The 16,725-nt window shown below is 75.6% G+C and carries 12 protein-coding genes; 2 read left to right on the top strand and 10 right to left on the bottom strand.

The genetic code is table 11. The features are described from left to right. Nucleotides 1–156: 156 nt before the first annotated feature. Nucleotides 157–2,331: a MinD/ParA family protein gene (locus AB0M03_RS28780; RefSeq protein ID WP_363496222.1), complete on the top strand. Its 2,175-nt coding sequence runs from the start codon at nucleotides 157–159 to the stop codon at nucleotides 2,329–2,331. Between the two features lie 59 nt (nucleotides 2,332–2,390). On the opposite strand, the gene AB0M03_RS28775 is transcribed toward AB0M03_RS28780, so the two are convergent. From AB0M03_RS28775 to rimP, 10 genes are all read right to left on the bottom strand, one after another. Continuing rightward, nucleotides 2,391–3,338, bottom strand: coding sequence for a bifunctional riboflavin kinase/FAD synthetase (locus AB0M03_RS28775; RefSeq protein ID WP_363496219.1), 948 nt, complete (start codon nucleotides 3,336–3,338; stop codon nucleotides 2,391–2,393). Between the two features lie 61 nt (nucleotides 3,339–3,399). Next, a complete protein-coding gene (locus tag AB0M03_RS28770; RefSeq protein ID WP_363496216.1) occupies nucleotides 3,400–6,777 on the bottom strand; it encodes a trypsin-like peptidase domain-containing protein in 3,378 nt (1,125 codons plus the stop codon). A gap of 214 nt (nucleotides 6,778–6,991) precedes the next feature. After that, nucleotides 6,992–7,897, bottom strand: coding sequence for a tRNA pseudouridine(55) synthase TruB (gene truB, locus AB0M03_RS28765; protein ID WP_363496214.1), 906 nt, complete (start codon nucleotides 7,895–7,897; stop codon nucleotides 6,992–6,994). Between the two features lie 32 nt (nucleotides 7,898–7,929). Continuing rightward, nucleotides 7,930–9,012 carry a bifunctional oligoribonuclease/PAP phosphatase NrnA gene (locus AB0M03_RS28760; RefSeq protein ID WP_363496211.1) on the bottom strand — a complete coding sequence of 361 codons (1,083 nt, stop codon included), beginning with the start codon at nucleotides 9,010–9,012 and terminating at the stop codon, nucleotides 7,930–7,932. Nucleotides 9,013–9,014: 2 nt separating this feature from the next. Then, nucleotides 9,015–9,458, bottom strand: a complete 444-nt coding sequence (rbfA, locus tag AB0M03_RS28755; protein WP_363496208.1) for a 30S ribosome-binding factor RbfA — start codon at nucleotides 9,456–9,458, stop codon at nucleotides 9,015–9,017. A 164-nt stretch (nucleotides 9,459–9,622) separates the two neighbouring features. Continuing rightward, on the bottom strand, nucleotides 9,623–9,919 hold the full coding sequence (locus AB0M03_RS28750) for a DUF503 domain-containing protein (protein ID WP_363496205.1): 297 nt from the start codon (nucleotides 9,917–9,919) through the stop codon (nucleotides 9,623–9,625). A gap of 130 nt (nucleotides 9,920–10,049) precedes the next feature. Continuing rightward, a complete protein-coding gene (gene infB / locus AB0M03_RS28745) occupies nucleotides 10,050–13,139 on the bottom strand; it encodes a translation initiation factor IF-2 (RefSeq protein ID WP_363496202.1) in 3,090 nt (1,029 codons plus the stop codon). A 194-nt stretch (nucleotides 13,140–13,333) separates the two neighbouring features. Continuing rightward, complete coding sequence (locus tag AB0M03_RS28740; protein ID WP_363496199.1) at nucleotides 13,334–13,627, bottom strand: YlxR family protein; 294 nt, start codon at nucleotides 13,625–13,627, stop codon at nucleotides 13,334–13,336. Between the two features lie 70 nt (nucleotides 13,628–13,697). After that, the gene (gene nusA, locus AB0M03_RS28735; protein ID WP_363496196.1) at nucleotides 13,698–14,699 is read right to left on the bottom strand and encodes a transcription termination factor NusA; all 1,002 of its coding nucleotides are present in this window, start codon (nucleotides 14,697–14,699) and stop codon (nucleotides 13,698–13,700) included. A gap of 54 nt (nucleotides 14,700–14,753) precedes the next feature. Continuing rightward, nucleotides 14,754–15,320: a ribosome maturation factor RimP gene (gene rimP / locus AB0M03_RS28730; RefSeq protein ID WP_363496193.1), complete on the bottom strand. Its 567-nt coding sequence runs from the start codon at nucleotides 15,318–15,320 to the stop codon at nucleotides 14,754–14,756. Nucleotides 15,321–15,560: 240 nt separating this feature from the next. On the opposite strand from rimP, the gene AB0M03_RS28725 reads away from it, so the two are divergent. Then, nucleotides 15,561–16,694: a ferritin-like domain-containing protein gene (locus tag AB0M03_RS28725; RefSeq protein WP_363496190.1), complete on the top strand. Its 1,134-nt coding sequence runs from the start codon at nucleotides 15,561–15,563 to the stop codon at nucleotides 16,692–16,694. Nucleotides 16,695–16,725 lie beyond the last annotated feature (31 nt).

Raw genomic sequence — 16,725 nt, 5'->3', positions numbered from 1 at the left:
CGTCGGGCGTTCACCCTTTGGACGGTTCCCGGTGCGACGATCTGCCGTGCCCGCCGTGGTCCGGCAGCCGGTACCGCCTTCAGGTGACCGCGGATCACGTCCTAGTCTTGTAGCCCGACCACCGCGAACAGCGTCGACGAAAACGAGGGAGCCCCAGTGAGCAGCGATCGGGACGGCGTCTACGTCGGCGACAACGCGGCGGAGGACGACGACGACTGGTCGGACGAGCCCGATTACGCTCCCCCGTCCTGGTACACCCAGAGCGCGGCGCCGGCGCAGCCGGCACCCGCGCCCGCCCCCTCGCCACCGCCTGCCGTGCCGCAGCCGCCGGTCGCCTCCGAGCCCCCGGTGGCGCAGCCGCCCGTGCCGGCGCCCGCTCCCGCGCCGGCCGCGGAGCCCGTCCCCCTCCCGGCTCCTGCTCCCGTACCGGTGGCCGAGCAGCCGCCGGCCGTTCCGGTGCCGTCGCCGGAGCCGGTGGCGCCCGCCGCGGAGGAGTCACCGGCGCCGCCGGTGGCCGAGCCGGCCCCCGCTCCCGCGCCGGCCCCTGTTCCCGCTCCCGTTCCTGCTCCGGTCGCGGCCGAGGCGGAGCCCGCGGTCGAGCTGCAGTCGGCCGAGCCGGCTCCCGCTCCGGTCGCTCCCCCGCCCGCGCCCGTTCCGGCGCCGGCCCCGGAGCAGCAGGTGGCACAGCCGTGGCCGCCCGCGCCCGAGCAGAACGCTGCGTACGCCCCGCCGCAGCAGCCGGTGCCGCCGGGCCCGCCCGGCCCGCCGCCGTTCCAGCAGAGCGCGCCGCAGCCGGGTCCCGCTCCCGCGCCGCAGCCCGGTCCGTGGCCGCAGCAGCAGGCCGTGCCGCCCACCGTGCCCGGTCCCGCCCCGGTGCCCGGCCCCGCGCCGCAGCCGGGCCCGGGTCCTGCGCCGCAGCCCGGTCCCGCCCCGGTGCCCGGTCCGCCGGTCGATCCGCGGACGGGCGGCTGGCCGCAGCCGCACGCGTACCCGCAGCAGCAGCCGTACCCGCAGCAGGGCGGGGTGCCGCAGGCGCCCGCGGCGTTCCAGCAGCCGGGCCCGCAGCAGGGCATGGCGCACGGTGCCGCGCTGGGCTACACCGCGGCGGTCGAGCTGTCCTCGGACCGCCTGCTGCGCGGCCAGCCGAAGGCGCAGCGGCAGCAGCCGCGGTTCCAGTTCGGCGGCAAGGCGGCGCAGGCCGACCGGGCGCGCAGGCTGGAGATCATCCGTACGCCGGTGATGAGCTGCTACCGGATCGCGGTGATCAGTCTCAAGGGCGGTGTCGGCAAGACCACGACGACGACCTCGCTGGGTGCGACGCTCGCCAGCGAGCGCCAGGACAAGGTCATCGCGATCGACGCCAACCCGGACGCCGGCACGCTCGGCCGCCGGGTGAAGCGCCAGACCGGCGCGACCATCCGCGACCTGGTGACGGCCATCCCGCACCTGCGCAGCTACATGGACATCCGCCAGTTCACCTCGCAGGACCTGCACTCGGGCCTGGAGATCCTGGCGAACGACGTCGACCCGGCGGTCTCCACCACCTTCGACGACTCGGACTACCGCCAGGTCATCCAGACGCTCGGCCAGCACTACCCGATCATCCTGACCGACTCCGGCACCGGTCTGCTGTACAGCGCGATGCGCGGTGTGCTCGACCTGGCCGACCAGCTGATCATCGTCTCCACGCCGAGCGTGGACGGCGCCTCCAGCGCCTCCACCACGCTCGACTGGCTGTCCGCGCACGGCTACGCCGATCTGGTGCAGCGCAGCATCACGGTGGTCTCCGGGGTCCGCGAGACCAGCAAGATGATCAAGGTCGAGGACATCGTCGCGCACTTCCAGACCCGCTGCCGCGGCGTCGTGGTGGTGCCGTTCGACGAGAGCCTGGCGGCCGGTGCCGAGGTCAACCTGGCCATGATGAAGCCCAAGGTCCGCGACGCGTACTTCGAGCTGGCCACCCTGGTCGGCGAGGACATCGCCCGCACCCAGCAGGCCCAGCAGGCCGCCTGGGCGCAGCAGCAGGGCTACGGCCAGCAGATGCCGCCCCAGCAGCAGCCGTACCCGCAGCAGCAGCCGGGCCACCCGCAGCAGCAGCCCCAGCAGGGCTACGGCTACCCGGGCCAGCCCGCGCCGGGCGCGCCGTGGGCGCCGCAGCCGGGCCAGGCCCCGCCGCCCGGGTGGGGCCAGCAGCCGCCGGCCCAGCCCGGCGCGCAGCCGCTGCCGCAGGAGTGGCAGCAGCCGCAGCAGCCGGGGTACGGCTACCCGCCGCCGCAGGACGGCCAGCAGCCCCCGCCGCCCGGGTACGGCTACCCGCCGCCGCAGCAGTGACGGGAGCGCCGCAGGCCCCCGACGCCGGACGTCGGGGGCCTGCGGTGCGTCCGGGCCGGTCAGCCTGCGGTGTCGGTGAGCTCGCGGGACTGCTTGACGTCGTCGGCCATCCGCTCCAGCAGGGCCTCGATCGAGTCGAACTTCTCCATGCCGCGCAGGTAGGCCAGGAAGTCGACGGCCACGTGCATGCCGTACAGGTCGAGGCCGACCCGGTCGATGGCGTACGCCTCGACGGTGCGCGCGGTGCCGTCGAAGGTCGGATTGGTGCCGACCGAGATGGCGGCCGGCATGCGCTCGCCGTCGGCGGTGAGCCATCCGGCGTAGACGCCGTCGGCGGGGACGGCGCTGTGCGGCACGGTCTCCACGTTGGCGGTGGGGTAACCGAGTTCGCGGCCGCGCTGGGCGCCGCGGACGACCACGCCCTCGACCCGGTGCGGGCGGCCGAGCACCTCGGCGGCGCCGGCCATGTCGCCGGAGGCGACCAGCCGGCGGCACAGGCTGGAGGAGAACGCCTCGCCGTCGCCGGCGGCGCCGCTCACCTGCAGGTCGAGCACCTCGACCTCGAAGTCGTCGGCGCGGCCGAGCTCGGCGAGCAGTGCGACGTTGCCGGCGGCCCGGTGGCCGAAGCGGAAGTTCGGGCCCTCGACCACGGCCTTGGCGCGCAGCGCGTCCACCAGCACCGACCGGACGAAGAACTCCGGTGACTCCTGGGAGAATTCGAGGGTGAACGGCAGGACGAGCACCGCGTCGACGCCGAGCCCCTCGATCAGTTCGGCCCGGCGGGGCTGCGGAGCGAGCAGGGCCGGGTGGCTGCCCGGCCGGACGACCTCGCTGGGGTGCGGGTCGAAGGTGACCACGACGGACTTGGCGCCGAGCTCGCGGGCGCGTGCCACCACCCGCTCGACGATCAGCTGGTGGCCCCGGTGCACACCGTCGAACGATCCGATGGTGACGACGCTGCGCCCCCAGTCCCCGGGGATCTCCTCCAGGCCACGCCAGCGCTGCACCTGACCGCTCCTTGTCCCTCTGCCGCGCCTCGGGAGGCGCTCGAACACTCAACCCGAACCCCTATAGCGTGCCATGAGCCCGTCCCTGCTTCGGCACCGGAATGGCCTCGGCGCCCCGGCCGGTGCGTTCGGCCTCGGCCGCGGCGTACTGCGGGTCGCGTCCGGCGGCGGCGAGGGCGCGCAGCCGGGCGGTCAGCGGGCCCTCGGGCGGGGGCGGCGCGGTGTCGGGCCAGTCGGCGAGCAGCCGGGCGAAGGCGGCCGTCCGCCCGGCCGCGCGGACGAGTGCGGTGTCGGCCTCCGGCCAGCGTGCGGCGATCCGCCGGACGAGTTCGCGGGCCCGCTCGGGGGCGGTGCGGGGACAGCCGTCGGCGAGGCGGTCCAGGACGGCGGCGAGGACGCCGGGGTCGCGCTCGGCGGCGAGCAGGGTGTCCAGCAGGGCGTCGCGGTCGGGGCCGTCGGGGCCGTCCTGGGCGGCGAGTACGGGGGCGAAGACCTTGCGGACGGTGGCGGGGGCGGCGACGACCTCGGCGAGCAGCGGGCGGGCATCGTGCCCGGCCGCCAGCAGGACCTCCAGGTGGGCGGCCAACTGCCCGGCGCGCTCCGGGTGTTCGCGCAGCTGGCGGGCGGCGAGCAGGACGCCCTCGCGGACCGTCCCGGGGTCGGCGGCGCCTGCCAGCAGCCGCAGGCCGTCCGCGACCGGCGCGGCGGGCCGGGCGAGACGGCTGCGGACGGCCGCCAGCACCTCCTCGGGGTGGTCCGCCAGCGCGGGGGCGAGGGCGGCCGCGCCGACGAAGCGGTCGTCGGCGGCGTACGCCTCGAGGGCGCGCGGCAGGTGGGCGGCCCGGTCGTCGGGGTCGCGGAGCAGCAGGGCGAGGGCGGCGCCGTGCAGGGCGGGCTCGTTCTCGCGGGCGAGCAGGGCGAGTGCGGCGAAGCGCAGCAGCCGCTGCCCGGCGGGGCCGGCGTGCGGGGCGGTGCGCTGGGCGTGCACGGCGGCGGCGACGTGCCGTTCGGGGCGGGGGTCGTGGGCCCAGCGGTCGACGGCGCGGCAGAGCGCCGAGGGCTCGTCCTCGGCGAGCCGGGCGAGCAGGGCGTCGGCGCGCGGGTGGGCGGCGGCGGCCAGGGCGTCCGCCAACTCGTCGAGGGCGAGCCGCCGGTGGGCGTACAGCAGGTCGTGCGCGAGGTCGGCGACGGTGGCACCGGTGCCGTCGGCGAGCGGGCCGGTGTCGGCGAACCAGGCGCACAGCAGCGGCTGGACGGCGGCCGGGTCGGCCGCCAGCAGGGCCTCGGCGGCGGCGCGGTGGGGGCCGCCGGGCGGGTCGGTGCGCACCAGCCGGCGCAGCAGGTCCAGCCGGTCCGCCGGGGCGAGCGGCAGCGTCGACCACCAGGCGGGGGTGAATCCGCCGTGCCGGGCGAGCCGTTCCAGCAGGGCGCGGTGGTCGGTGGGCCGGGGCAGGGCGGGCACCACGTCGGTGATCAGCCGGGCGGCCCACCAGGAGGCGTCGGAGCCCGGCGGGGCGGTCTCCAGGGTGTGCTGCAGGCGGTGCAGGTGTTCGTCAAGGGCCCGGCGCTCGCCGCTCTCGGCGAGTCGGCGCAGTGCGGCGGCGACCGGGCCGACGCGGTGCCGGGGCACGCCGTGGCCGTCGTGGTCGACCGGGGCGCCGCCCGCCTGCTCCCCCGTCGGGCCGAGGAGCAGATCCAGGGCGCGGTCGAGGTCGAGGTGGCGGCCCAGCAGCCAGTCGGCGTGGTCCTCGTGGGCGAGCCGGTGGCCGTCCCCGGCGGGCACGAACAGGCCCTCGGCGAGGACGGCTGCGCCCCAGCCTCCGTCGGCGGGGAACAGCCGGTCGAAGTCGGCGCCGGTGAGACCGGTGTGGCCGGCGCCGAGCAGCAGCCGGGCGGCCTCGTGGACGCGTCCGGCGACGGTGGCGGCGGTGCGGCGCAGCCGGCCGGTGTCCTCGCCGCGGGGCGGGGGTGCGCCGCGGCGGTGGGCGCCGGGGCGGCGGTCCTCCGCGGCCCTGATCCGGCGGGCGATCCGCAGGCACTGCAGGTCGAGGTGGGCGGCGTACAGCTCGCCGCGGCCGGCCGGGGTGCCGGTGAGGCCGGCGGCGCACAGGTCGCCGGCGGTGCGCAGGGCCTGCGGGTGGGTCCGGTCGGCGGGGGCGAGGGCCGCGGGGTCGACGCCGTGGCGGCGGGCGATCCGGTCGGCGGCGTCGGCGGGCAGCGGGCCGAGGCCGATCGGCCGGCTGCCGGGCAGGACGGCGGCGAGGTGCTCCCAGGTCTCGGGCCGGCAGGCGGTGAGCAGCCGGACGCGGTGGTCGGCGAGCCAGTGCGCGGTCCGGGTCCACCAGGTGTCGGAGGGTGCCGCGGGGGCCTCCTCGGGGGCGTCCAGCAGCAGGAGCAGGGGGCGGCCGGCGTCGGCGCAGAGCCGGGCGGCGTCCTCGGGGACGGGGGCCGGGACGCCGAGGCGGGCGGCGGCCCGGGCGAGGGCGCGGCCGACGGCGCCGGCGAGCGAGGTGTCGTCCGGTGCGAGGTCGGCGCCGCGCAGCCAGAGGGTGGGCAGCGGGTGGCGGGCGCCGGTGCGGCGGACGGCGAGGGCGGCGAGTTCGGTGCTGCGGCCGCTGCCGGCGGTGCCGAGCAGGACGGTCAGGAGGTCGGGCGGCTCCTCGCCGGTGAGGCCGTCGGCGCGGTCGGTGCGGTCGGCGGCCAGGTCGGTGATCCGGGAGTGGCCTGCGCCGGCGGTGCCGAGCCGGACGGCGGCGAGCTGCAGGACACCGCCGAGGTTGAGGGCGGTGCCGTGGCAGGGGACACCCTCCGCGTTGCGCTGTCGCAGGGCCTGCAGGCCCTCGCCGGCGAGCGCGGCGGCGGCGGTGGTGCCGGGCCGGTCGCCGCGCAGGGCGGGGGCGAGCACGGCCAGGACGGCCCCGGTGGCGGTGTCCAGTACGGGCGTGCCGGGGTCGGCGGTGCCGGGCGGGAGGTCGAGCAGCAGGGCGCCGGGGACGGCCTTGAAGCTGTCCCGGAGGGGCTGGACGGCCGTGCAGCGGCCGGCCGCGGTGACCGGGGGCAGGGTGGCCGCTCCGCCGGCGCCGGGCGGCCCGAGCAGCGCCAGGGGGCGTTCCGGGGGTGGCGCGCCGGTGTCCGGGGCGATCGGCAGGGCGGGTGCGGCCGGGCCGCCCCCGGCGGGGTGCAGCACGGCCAGTCCGTGGGCGGGCAGCAGCTCGATGCCGTGGGGCGGGACGGTGCGGGTGGTGCCGCCGGGCAGGTGGAGGACGAGCCCGGCGGCGCCTTCGGCGACCTCGTACGCGGTGACGACGGTGCCCTGCGGGTCGGCGGTGAAGCCGAGGCCGCGGTGGAGTCCGGCGCTGTCGCGGACCGCGACGAGTGCGTCCCCGGGGTCGGGCGGCCGCTGTCGTGCTGCCGCCCCCGGCTGGTGTCTGCCCGCCATCCGCGCTGCCCTCCCGCCGGGTCGGTCGGCGGCCGGTGCGGCCGCCGTTCTCGCCGCGGGCAGTCTGCCCCCACCGAACCTCGCACCACCGTGCACGCGCCGTTCACGACACCGGTTCACCTCGCGCGCTCGCCCGTCCGGGTGAGTGGGTAGCGCCCCTGGAGCGGCCACCCACGTGCCGTGAAGACGCCCTGTCGGGGTTGCGGGGCAGGTGTCAGCCGACGAAGACGGCGACCGGGCGGGCGCTGCCGCCCTTCTCCTCGACCAGGGCGAGGAAGCGGCCCTCCGGGTCGAAGACGGCGATCGGGCCGTCCACGCCCAGGCCGGGGGCGCGCAGCTTCATGCCGTGCGAGAGCAGCCGGGCCTGTTCGGCGTCGATGTCCCAGCGCGGGAAGGCGGCCGCGGCGGCCTCCGCGATCGGCAGCACCTCGAGCTTCTCCTCCAGCTGCTCCAGGGTCCGGGCGTGCTCCAGGCCGTACGGGCCGACCTTGGTGCGGCGCAGCGCGGTGAGGTGGCCGCCGACGCCGAGCGCGGCGCCGAGGTCGCGGGCCAGGGCGCGGATGTAGGTGCCGGAGGAGCACTCGACGGTCACGTCGAGGTCGATCACCGGGGTGCCGTCCTCGGCGAGGGCGGAGCGCTGCTCGTGCACGGTGAAGGAGTGCACGGTGGTGGGCCGGGCCTCGAGTTCGAAGTCCTCGCCCTCGCGCACCCGGGCGTAGGAGCGCTTGCCGTCGATCTTGATGGCCGAGACCTTCGACGGGACCTGCAGGATGTCGCCGGTGAGCGCGGCGATCCCGGCGTCGATCGCCTCCCGGGTGACGCCGTCGGCGGCCGCCGAGGCGGTGATCTCGCCCTCGCGGTCGTCGGTGATCGTGGTCTGCCCGAGCCGGATCGTCGCCTCGTAGGTCTTGCTGGTGAGCATCAGGTGGCCGAGCAGGCGGGTGGCCCGCTCGAGGCCGAGCACCAGCACGCCGGTGGCCATCGGGTCGAGCGTGCCGGCGTGGCCGACCTTGCGGGTGCCGGCCAGCCACCGCAGCTTGGCGACCACCCCGTGCGAGGTGATGCCCTCCGGCTTGTCGACGACGACCAGGCCGTCAGCAGCTGTTCCCTTGCGCTTCATCGGATCTTTCTTCGGAAGGTGTTCGGGCGGGGTCAGCCGGGCAGCGCGGCCCGGAAGCGGGCCACCACGGTCTCGGCGTCCTCGCGGGCGGCGAAGCCGGCCGCGTAGACGTGTCCGCCGCCGCCGAGTTCGGCGCAGACCGCGGCGACGTCCACGGCGCCCTTGGAGCGGCAGGAGCCGCGTAGGGTGCCGTCCGGGTCCTGCTTGAGCACGAGGGCGACCTCGGCCTCGGCGGGGCGCCGCAGCACGTCGATCAGGCCCTCGATCTCCTCGACGGTGACGCCGAACAGGGCGAGCTCCTCGTAGGGCACCCACGTCCAGACCAGACCCCGGCCGCCGGCCGCGTCCGGTTCGAACACCGCGCGGCCGAGGGCTCCGGCGAGCACCTTGAGGTAGCCGAAGGAGGAAGTGTCCCACAGCTGACGGGAGATCAGGTCGTGCCGGATGCCGGTGGCGAGCAGCCGTCCGGCGAGCTCGTGGGTGGCCGGCGTGGTGGCGGCGTACTTGAACGAACCGGTGTCGGTGGCGACGCCGGTGTAGAGGCAGGTGGCGAGCGACTGGTCGAGCGGCACGCCGAGCCGGCGGAGCAGCTCGTCGACGAGGACGGCGGTGGCCGGGGCGCCCGGGTCGATCAGGCGGTGGGTGCCGAAGCCGGGGTTGGAGGCGTGGTGGTCGAAGACCGCCATGACCGGGGCGGCGAACGCCTTGTCGTGGAGCAGGCCGAGCCGCCCCTCGGAGGCGACGTCGAAGCAGAGCACCAGCTCGGGCACGTCGGGGACGGCCGAGGCGGGCACGATCAGCTCCTGCCCGGGCAGGAAGGACAGCGACTCGGGGACGATCTGCGGGTCGTCGCCGAAGGAGACCCGGACGCGGTGGCCGAGCGAGCGCAGCGCCAGGCCCGCGGCGAGCGCGGAGCCCAGGGCGTCGCCGTCCGGGTTGATGTGGCAGATCAGGTCGACGGTGGTGGCCTGCCGGATCGCCGCCACCACGCGCTGCCACTCGTGTTCGAGGCCGGAGACCTCGCTGCGTGGCCCCGGAAGCACCGCGAGGGCAGGCTCCACCGTGCTGGTGGAGACCGCCCCCGCGGTACCGGCCGCCGTCGGCTCGCCGGTCATGCCTACTCGTCCTCGTCCGCGTCGTCGCGGGCGGGGCTGCGGTACGGGTCCGCGTCGCCGGCGTACGTGGCGCCGGCGGCGGCGGTGCGCACCGCCGCGTCCGACTGCCGCGCCCGGTCGAGCAGGTCGTCGATGTTCTTGGCGTTGTCGGGCAGCGCGTCCGCGACGAAGGTCAGGGTCGGCGTGAAGCGGACCCCGGTCTGCCGGCCGACCTCCGAACGGAGCACGCCCTTGGCGCTCTCCAGCGCGGCCGCGCTGGCCTGCCGCTCGGTCTCGTCACCGTAGACGGTGTAGAAGACGGTGGCCTCGCGCAGGTCCCCGGTGACCCGGGCGTCGGTGATGGTCACGTAGCCCAGGCGCGGATCCTTGATCCGGCGCTGCAGGGTCTCGGCGACGACCACCTGGATGCGGTCGGCGAGCTTGCGCGCCCTTGCGGTGTCGGTCACGTTGCCTCCTCGTGCAATGGGCCGGTACTCGGGTCGGTCGCGCACCCGGTGGGGCCCCTGCCCCAACGTACCTGCCCGCGCCCAACCTTGTGGGCGCTCTCGGTCCTGATCGGTGTGACGGTGGCGACTTCCGCTCGTGCGGGTGGCGCCCGGCGCACCGGTGGTCACTCGTCGTCGTCGTGGTGGTAGCGCCTCCGTGCGGAGAGCAGCATCACCTCGGGGCGGCCGGCGACGAACCGCTCACAGCTGTCCAGGATCTCGGTGACGTACGAGGCGTCCCCGGAGACCGCGGCGAGGCCGATCTCGGCCCGGCGGTGCAGATCCTGGTTCCCGACTTCGGCAGCGCACACGCTGTACTTGCGCTGCAGCTCGGCCACGATGGGCCGCACGATCGAACGCTTCTCCTTGAGCGAGTGCACATCGCCCAGGAGGAGGTCGAAGGTGAGTGTTCCTACGAACATGTGTGGGCAGGTCAGAGCCGACCTGAAGGCCTCGGAGTGATCCCTCGGGGGGATGTACGAGGACCCTACACAGCGAGACCGGGGCCGGTCGACGGGTTAACACCCGCCGACCGGCCCCGGACGTGAGCCGTTACGAGCGCGGCTTCTCGCGCATCTCGTAGGTCTCGATGACATCGTCGATCTTGATGTCGTTGTACGAGCCCAGGGTCACACCGGCCTCGAAGCCCTCGCGGACCTCGGTCGCGTCGTCCTTGAAGCGGCGCAGGCCCTCGATGTTGAGGTTCTCCGCCACGACCTTGCCGTCGCGCAGCAGGCGGGCCTTGGCGTTGCGGCGGATGACGCCCTCGCGCACCAGTACACCGGCGATGTTGCCGAACTTGGAGGAGCGGAACACCTCGCGGATCTCCGCGGAGCCGAGGCGCACCTCCTCGTACTCGGGCTTGAGCAGGCCCTTGAGCGCGGCCTCGATCTCCTCGATCGCCTGGTAGATGACCGAGTAGTACCGGATGTCGACGCCCTCGCGCTCGGCCGCGGTACGGGCACGCCCCTCGGCGCGCACGTTGAAGCCGATGATGATGGCGTCCGAGCCCATCGCCAGGTCCACGTCGGACTCGGTGATGGCACCCACACCGCGGTGCAGGATCCGCAGCTCGACCTCGTCGCCGACGTCCAGCTTGACGAGGGCGTCCTCGAGGGCCTCGACCGAACCGGAGACGTCACCCTTGATGATGAGGTTGAGCTTCTCGATGGAGCCGGCGGCCAGGGCGGCCTCCAGGCCCTCGAGCGAGACGCGGACACGGCGCTGGGCCATGGACGCGTTGCGGTCGCGGGCGGCGCGCTTCTCGGCGATCTGGCGGGCGGTGCGGTCCTCGTCGACGACGATGAAGCTGTCGCCGGCGCGGGGCACCGAGGTCAGACCGAGGAGCAGGACCGGACGGGACGGGCCGGCCTCGGTGAGGCTGTTGCCGTTCTCGTCCAGCATCGCGCGGACGCGGCCGTAGGCGTCGCCCACGACGATCGAGTCGCCGACGCGGAGCGTGCCGCGCTGGACGAGCAGCGTCGCCATGGCGCCGCGGCCCTTGTCCAGGTGGGCCTCGATCGCGATGCCCTGCGCGTCCTGCTCCGGGTTGGCCCGGAGGTCGAGCGAGGCGTCCGCGGTGAGGACCACGGCCTCCAGCAGGCTGTCGATGTGCAGGCCCTGGCGGGCGGAGATGTCGACGAACATGGTGTCGCCGCCGTACTCCTCGGCCACCAGACCGAACTCGGTCAGCTGACCGCGGACCTTGGTCGGGTCGGCACCCTCGACGTCGATCTTGTTGACCGCGACCACGATCGGCACACCGGCGGCCTTGGCGTGGTTCAGCGCCTCGATCGTCTGCGGCATGACACCGTCGTTGGCCGCGACCACCAGGATCGCGATGTCGGTGGACTTGGCACCACGGGCACGCATGGCGGAGAACGCCTCGTGACCCGGGGTGTCCAGGAAGGTGATGCGGCGCTCCTCGCCGTTCACCTCGGTCTGCACCTGGTACGCACCGATGTGCTGGGTGATGCCGCCGGCCTCGCCCGCCACCACGTTGGTCTTGCGGATGGCGTCGAGCAGGCGGGTCTTGCCGTGGTCGACGTGACCCATGACGGTCACGACCGGCGGACGCGGCGCCAGCATCTCCTCGTCGCCCTCGTCGGCACCGAAGTCGATGTCGAAGGACTCGAGCAGCTCGCGGTCCTCGTCCTCACGGCTGACGATCTCCAGCACGAAGCCCATCTCGCCGGCCAGCAGCTCGAGGGTGGCGTCGGAGACCGACTGGGTCGCGGTGACCATCTCGCCCAGGTTGAACATCACCGAGACGAGCGCCGCCGGGTTGGCGTTGATCTTCTCCGCGAAGTCCGTCAGGGAGGCACCGCGCGACAGGCGGACGGTCTGTCCGTTGCCGCGGGGCAGCATCACACCGCCGACGGACGGGGCCTGCATGGCCTCGTACTCCTGGCGCTTCGCCCGCTTCGACTTGCGACCACGGGCCGGACGGCCACCGGGGCCGCGGCCGAAGGCACCCTGCGTGCCACCACGGCCACCCGGACCGCCGGGACGGCCGCCGAAGCCACCGGGACGGGCACCGCCGCCACCGAAGCCGCCACCGCCGCCGGCGCCACCGCCCGGACGCGGGCCGCCGAAGCCGCCGCCCGCCGGACGCGAGCCCGGACCGGCCGGACGACCGGCGAAGCCGGGACGGCCGCCACCGGCGCCGCCACCCGGACGGGCACCGGGGCCGCCACCCGGGCGCGGGCCCGGACGCGGGCCCGGACCGGCCGGACGCTGCGGCATCATGCCGGGGTTCGGACGGGGCATGCCCGCGGGGCTCGGGCCGCCGGGACGCGGCGCGGCGGGACGGGGCAGCCCGTCCGGACGCGGAGCGCCACCGGGACGCGGAGCGCCCGCACCGGGGCCACCGGCACCCGGACGCGGACGGTCGCCACCGGGACGCGGCGCACCGGCACCGGCACCGGGAGCACCCGGACGCGGGGCACCACCCGGACGGGGGGCACCCGCACCGGGAGCACCGGCACCCGGACGCGGACGGTCGCCACCGGGACGCGGCGCACCGGCACCGGGACCGCCCTGACGGCGCTCGCCGGGACGGGCCATGCCGGTGTTGCTGGACGTGAAGGGGTTGTTGCCCGGACGCGGGCCGGCCGGACGCGGGCCCGGACGGGCCGCGGGGTTGGCCGGACGCGGAGCGGCCGGACGGGACTCACGGGCCTCGCCGGCCGGGGCCGGGGAGGAGAACTCGGCCGCCGGCGCCGCAGGAGCGGCGGGCGCGGCCGGGCGGGCCGCCGGGCGCGGGCCCGGCGTCGGCGCGCCGCCCGGGCGGGCAGCCGCGGGGGCGGCCGGCGCGGAGGGTGCCGCGGCGGCGGGGGTAGGACGGGGGCCCGGCGTCACGGTGGGACGCGGGCCGGGGGTGGGCGCACCCGGCTTGGGTGCAGCCGCGCCGGCACCGCCGGCGGGCTGGGGCGCCGCGGGCTTCCGCGGGCCAGGCTTCGCGGAGGAACCACCGGCAGGCGGCGTCGCTCCCAAAGCGTCAGTCAACTTGCGAACGACCGGCGCCTCGATCGTCGAGGACGCCGAACGCACGAACTCACCGAGCTCGGTGAGCTTGGCCATGACGGCCTTGCTCTCCAAGCCAAGTTCCTTGGCGAGCTCGTATACCCGGACCTTAGCCACTTCGCTCCTGTCTATCCGTCCGGGGTCATCGTCCGCCGGACTGTCGCTACTTCATGGGCGTACTCATCGCGTACTCATCGAGTGCTCATCGCAATCTCGACCTACTTCCATCTCGCGAGGTACCTGACGTTTCGCGCCGCACACGACGAACGTGTGCCGCGCACTTCCTGCGGTGCTCCGCCGCGCCTGAGGATTCAGGACGCCGGGGCCGCGCCCGCCCGCTGCTCGACGTATGACCGCAGTGCATCGGTGTCGAGCGGACCCTGGAGCCGGAAGGCCCTGGGGAACGCCCGACGGCGGACCGCGAGGTCGAGGCAGGCGGGATCGGGATGCAGATGTGCACCCCGCCCCGGCAGTGCGCCGCGGAGATCGGGGACGCAGATGCCCTCGACCGCCACGACACGCAGCAGCTCATGCTTGGCCGCGCGCTTGCGGCAGCCCACGCAGGTGCGTTCAGGGCATGCGCGGACATGCGTCCGGCCAGACAACCTCAAGTCTACCCCTCCGATGGGACATGGCGCCGCCCCGCCGATCACCGCGGGACTGCTACAACGCGGACTACCGGGCCGGGGATTCCCCGGCGGGGGCCTCGGTGTCCGGCCGGATGTCGATCCGCCAGCCCGTCAGACGGGCGGCCAGGCGGGCGTTCTGGCCCTCCTTGCCGATCGCCAGCGACAGCTGGTAGTCAGGCACGATCACCCGTGCGGAGCGCTGCGCGTAGTCCACGATCTCCACCTTGGTCACCCGGGCGGGCGACAGCGCGGCGGCGACCATCTCGGCCGGGTCCTCCGAGAAATCGACGATGTCGATCTTCTCGCCGTGCAGCTCGGCCATGACGTTGCGCACACGGCCGCCCATCGGGCCGATGCAGGCCCCCTTGGCGTTCAGGCCCTGCTTGCGCGACCACACCGCGATCTTGGTGCGGTGGCCGGCCTCACGGGCGATCGCGGCGATCTCCACCGAGCCGTCCGCGATCTCCGGCACCTCCAGCGCGAACAGGCGCTTCACCAGGTTCGGGTGGGTGCGCGACAGCGTCACCGACGGGCCGCGGACGCCGCGGCGCACACCGACCACGTAGCAGCGCAGCCGGGTGCCGTGCTTGTACTCCTCGCCCGGCACCTGCTCCTGCGGGGGCAGGATCGCCTCCAGCTTGCCGATGTCGACCAGGATGTTCTTCGGGTCGTTGCCCTGCTGGACGACACCGGTCACGATGTCGCCCTCCTTGCCCGCGTACTCGCCGAAGGTCTGGTCGTCGGCGGCGTCCCGCAGGCGCTGCAGGATGACCTGCTTGGCGGTGGACGCGGCGATCCGGCCGAAGCCGCTCGGGGTGTCGTCGAACTCCTTGGGCTCGACGCCCTCCTCCAGCTCGGCGGCGTCCTCCAGCGCCCAGACGGTCACGTGGCCGGTCTTGCGGTTCAGCTCGACCCGCGCCCTGCGGCGCGAGCCCTCGGTGCGGTGGTACGCGATGAGGAGCGCCGACTCGATCGACTCGACCAGCAGGTCGAACGGAACGCCCTTCTCGGTAACCAGCCCACGCAGGGCGCTCATGTCGATGTCCACGGCTACGCCTCCTCTTCTTCTCTCTTCAGATTCATGATCGGGGCCGGACCCCGACTACGCGTCGTGCGAGCCGTCGTCGCCGGCGTCGTCCGCGTCGTCCGTGTCGACGACGTCCTCGCCGGCCTCGTCGAGCAGCGCGTCGTCCTTGCGGTTGAACTCGACCTGCACCCGGGCCTTGGCGATCTCGGCGAAGTCCAGCCGGCGCTCCTTGGGACGGCCCCGCCCCTTGACCGGCTGCACCTCGACGAGTGCACCCTCCTCGTCGCTCTCCAGCACCCGGGCGGTGATCTCGCCGCCCTCGGCCAGCTGGATCTTCGCCAGCCGGCCCTCGGCGCGGGCCCAGTGGCGGGGCAGCACGAGCGGGCGCTCCGCACCCGGCGAGCCGACCTCCAGCAGGTAGGGCGCGCTGCCCATCAGGTCGGAGTCGTCCAGCGCCCGGCCGACCTCGCGGCTGAATTCGGCGATCGCGTCGAGGTCCACGCCGCCGTCGGCGTCCACGTCGATCTGGACCTGGCGGCGGCTGCCCGCCTGAGTGATCCTGACGTCCTCCAGGTCGAGGCCCGCCTCGGCGGCCAGGGGTTCCAGCAGCGCACGCAGCCGGTCGATCTGGGGGGTGCTCATCCGGGTGACTCCTCGGCCGCGTCTGCTGTTGTCAGGTGCTAACTCATCGCGCAGCCTATCCGGTCCACCCGGCAACCGCCGATTCCGACCGTGCCGCCCGCCCGGGTGACAGCCCCGTGCTGCGAGCAAGCTCACATCCGGCCGTTCGGACGCACGCCGGTCCGGTCTCGAACACGCCCTGCCATGATGCACCGTGACCTCGGGGCATCCGGCCCCGTACGAACGAGCGGGAGCACGCCGATGCCGTCCCCCACCCGGCGGACCGTCCTGGCCCTCGGCGCGCTGACCGGCGCGCTGCTGGTGTCCGGCTGCACCGAGGACCACCGGGACCCGGACCGCGGCCGCCCCGACCCCGACCTCCCGCTGCGCCGCCGGGCGGTGGCCGCCACCGACGCGCTGCTCGCCTCCTACGACGCGGTGCTCGCCGGGCCCGGCACCGACCGGGCCGACACCCTGCACGACCTGCGCGCCGACGTCGAGGAGCACCGGGCCGCGCTCGCCGCCGGACTGCCCTCGGCCGTGCCCTCCGGCTCCGCCCCGGCCTCCGGCTCCGCCACCCCGTCCGGTCCGGCCGCCGTCCCGGCGGCGGCGTCGGTGGCGGCGTCGGTGGCGGAGCTGGCCGCCGCCGAGCGGCGCACCGCCGCCGCCCGGCTGGCCGACCTGGAGGCCGCCTCCCCCGACCTGGCCCGGCTGCTCGCCGCGGTCGCGGCCTCCGGGGCGCTGCACGCCCGCGCCCTCGGCGACAGCGGGCCGGTCACCGCCCCCGCACCTGCCCCCTCCACGGGCACCACGGCCTCCGGGTCCGCCTCGGCCTCCGCCACGGCATCCGGGCCGGTCACCGCCCAGGCCTCCCCGCAGACCTCCGCCTCCGGAGCCGCGAGCAGCCGCCCGGCCCCGCTGCCGAGCGGCGCCACGGGCGCCCTGCAGGCCGCCCTCGCCGCCGAGCACGCGGCCGTCTACGGCTACGGCGTGGTCGGCGCCCGGACGGCCACCGGTCCGCAGCGCGACAGCGCCCGCGCCGGCTACACCGCCCACCAGGCACGCCGCGACGCCCTGCAGCGGCTGCTCGAGGACGCGGGCAGCACCCCCACCGCCGCGGCGGCCGGCTACCGGCTCCCGTTCGCGGTCACCGACGCGGACGGCGGCGGGCGGCTCGCCGCCCACATCGAGATCCAGCTGACCGCCGTCTGGGTCGATGCCGTCGCGGCGACCACCGGGGCGCTGCGGCAGACCGCGGCGACCGCGCTCCGGGAGACCGCGCTGCGGGCCGCGCAGTGGGGCGCCGACCTGTCCGCGCTGCCCGGACTGCCCGGCACGGGTGCCTCCGACGGGGCGAGCACGACCGCGGGCGCCAGCGCGTCACCGAGCACCTGACCAGCGGCTTCCCTCCCATGGCCGACAATGG

Origin of the sequence: Kitasatospora sp. NPDC051914 (assembly GCF_040680995.1) — a bacterium.
Classification (GTDB): domain Bacteria; phylum Actinomycetota; class Actinomycetes; order Streptomycetales; family Streptomycetaceae; genus Kitasatospora.
The sequence above is the reverse complement of the archived record's forward strand: the minus strand, read 5'-3'. Positions and strand labels throughout refer to the sequence as shown.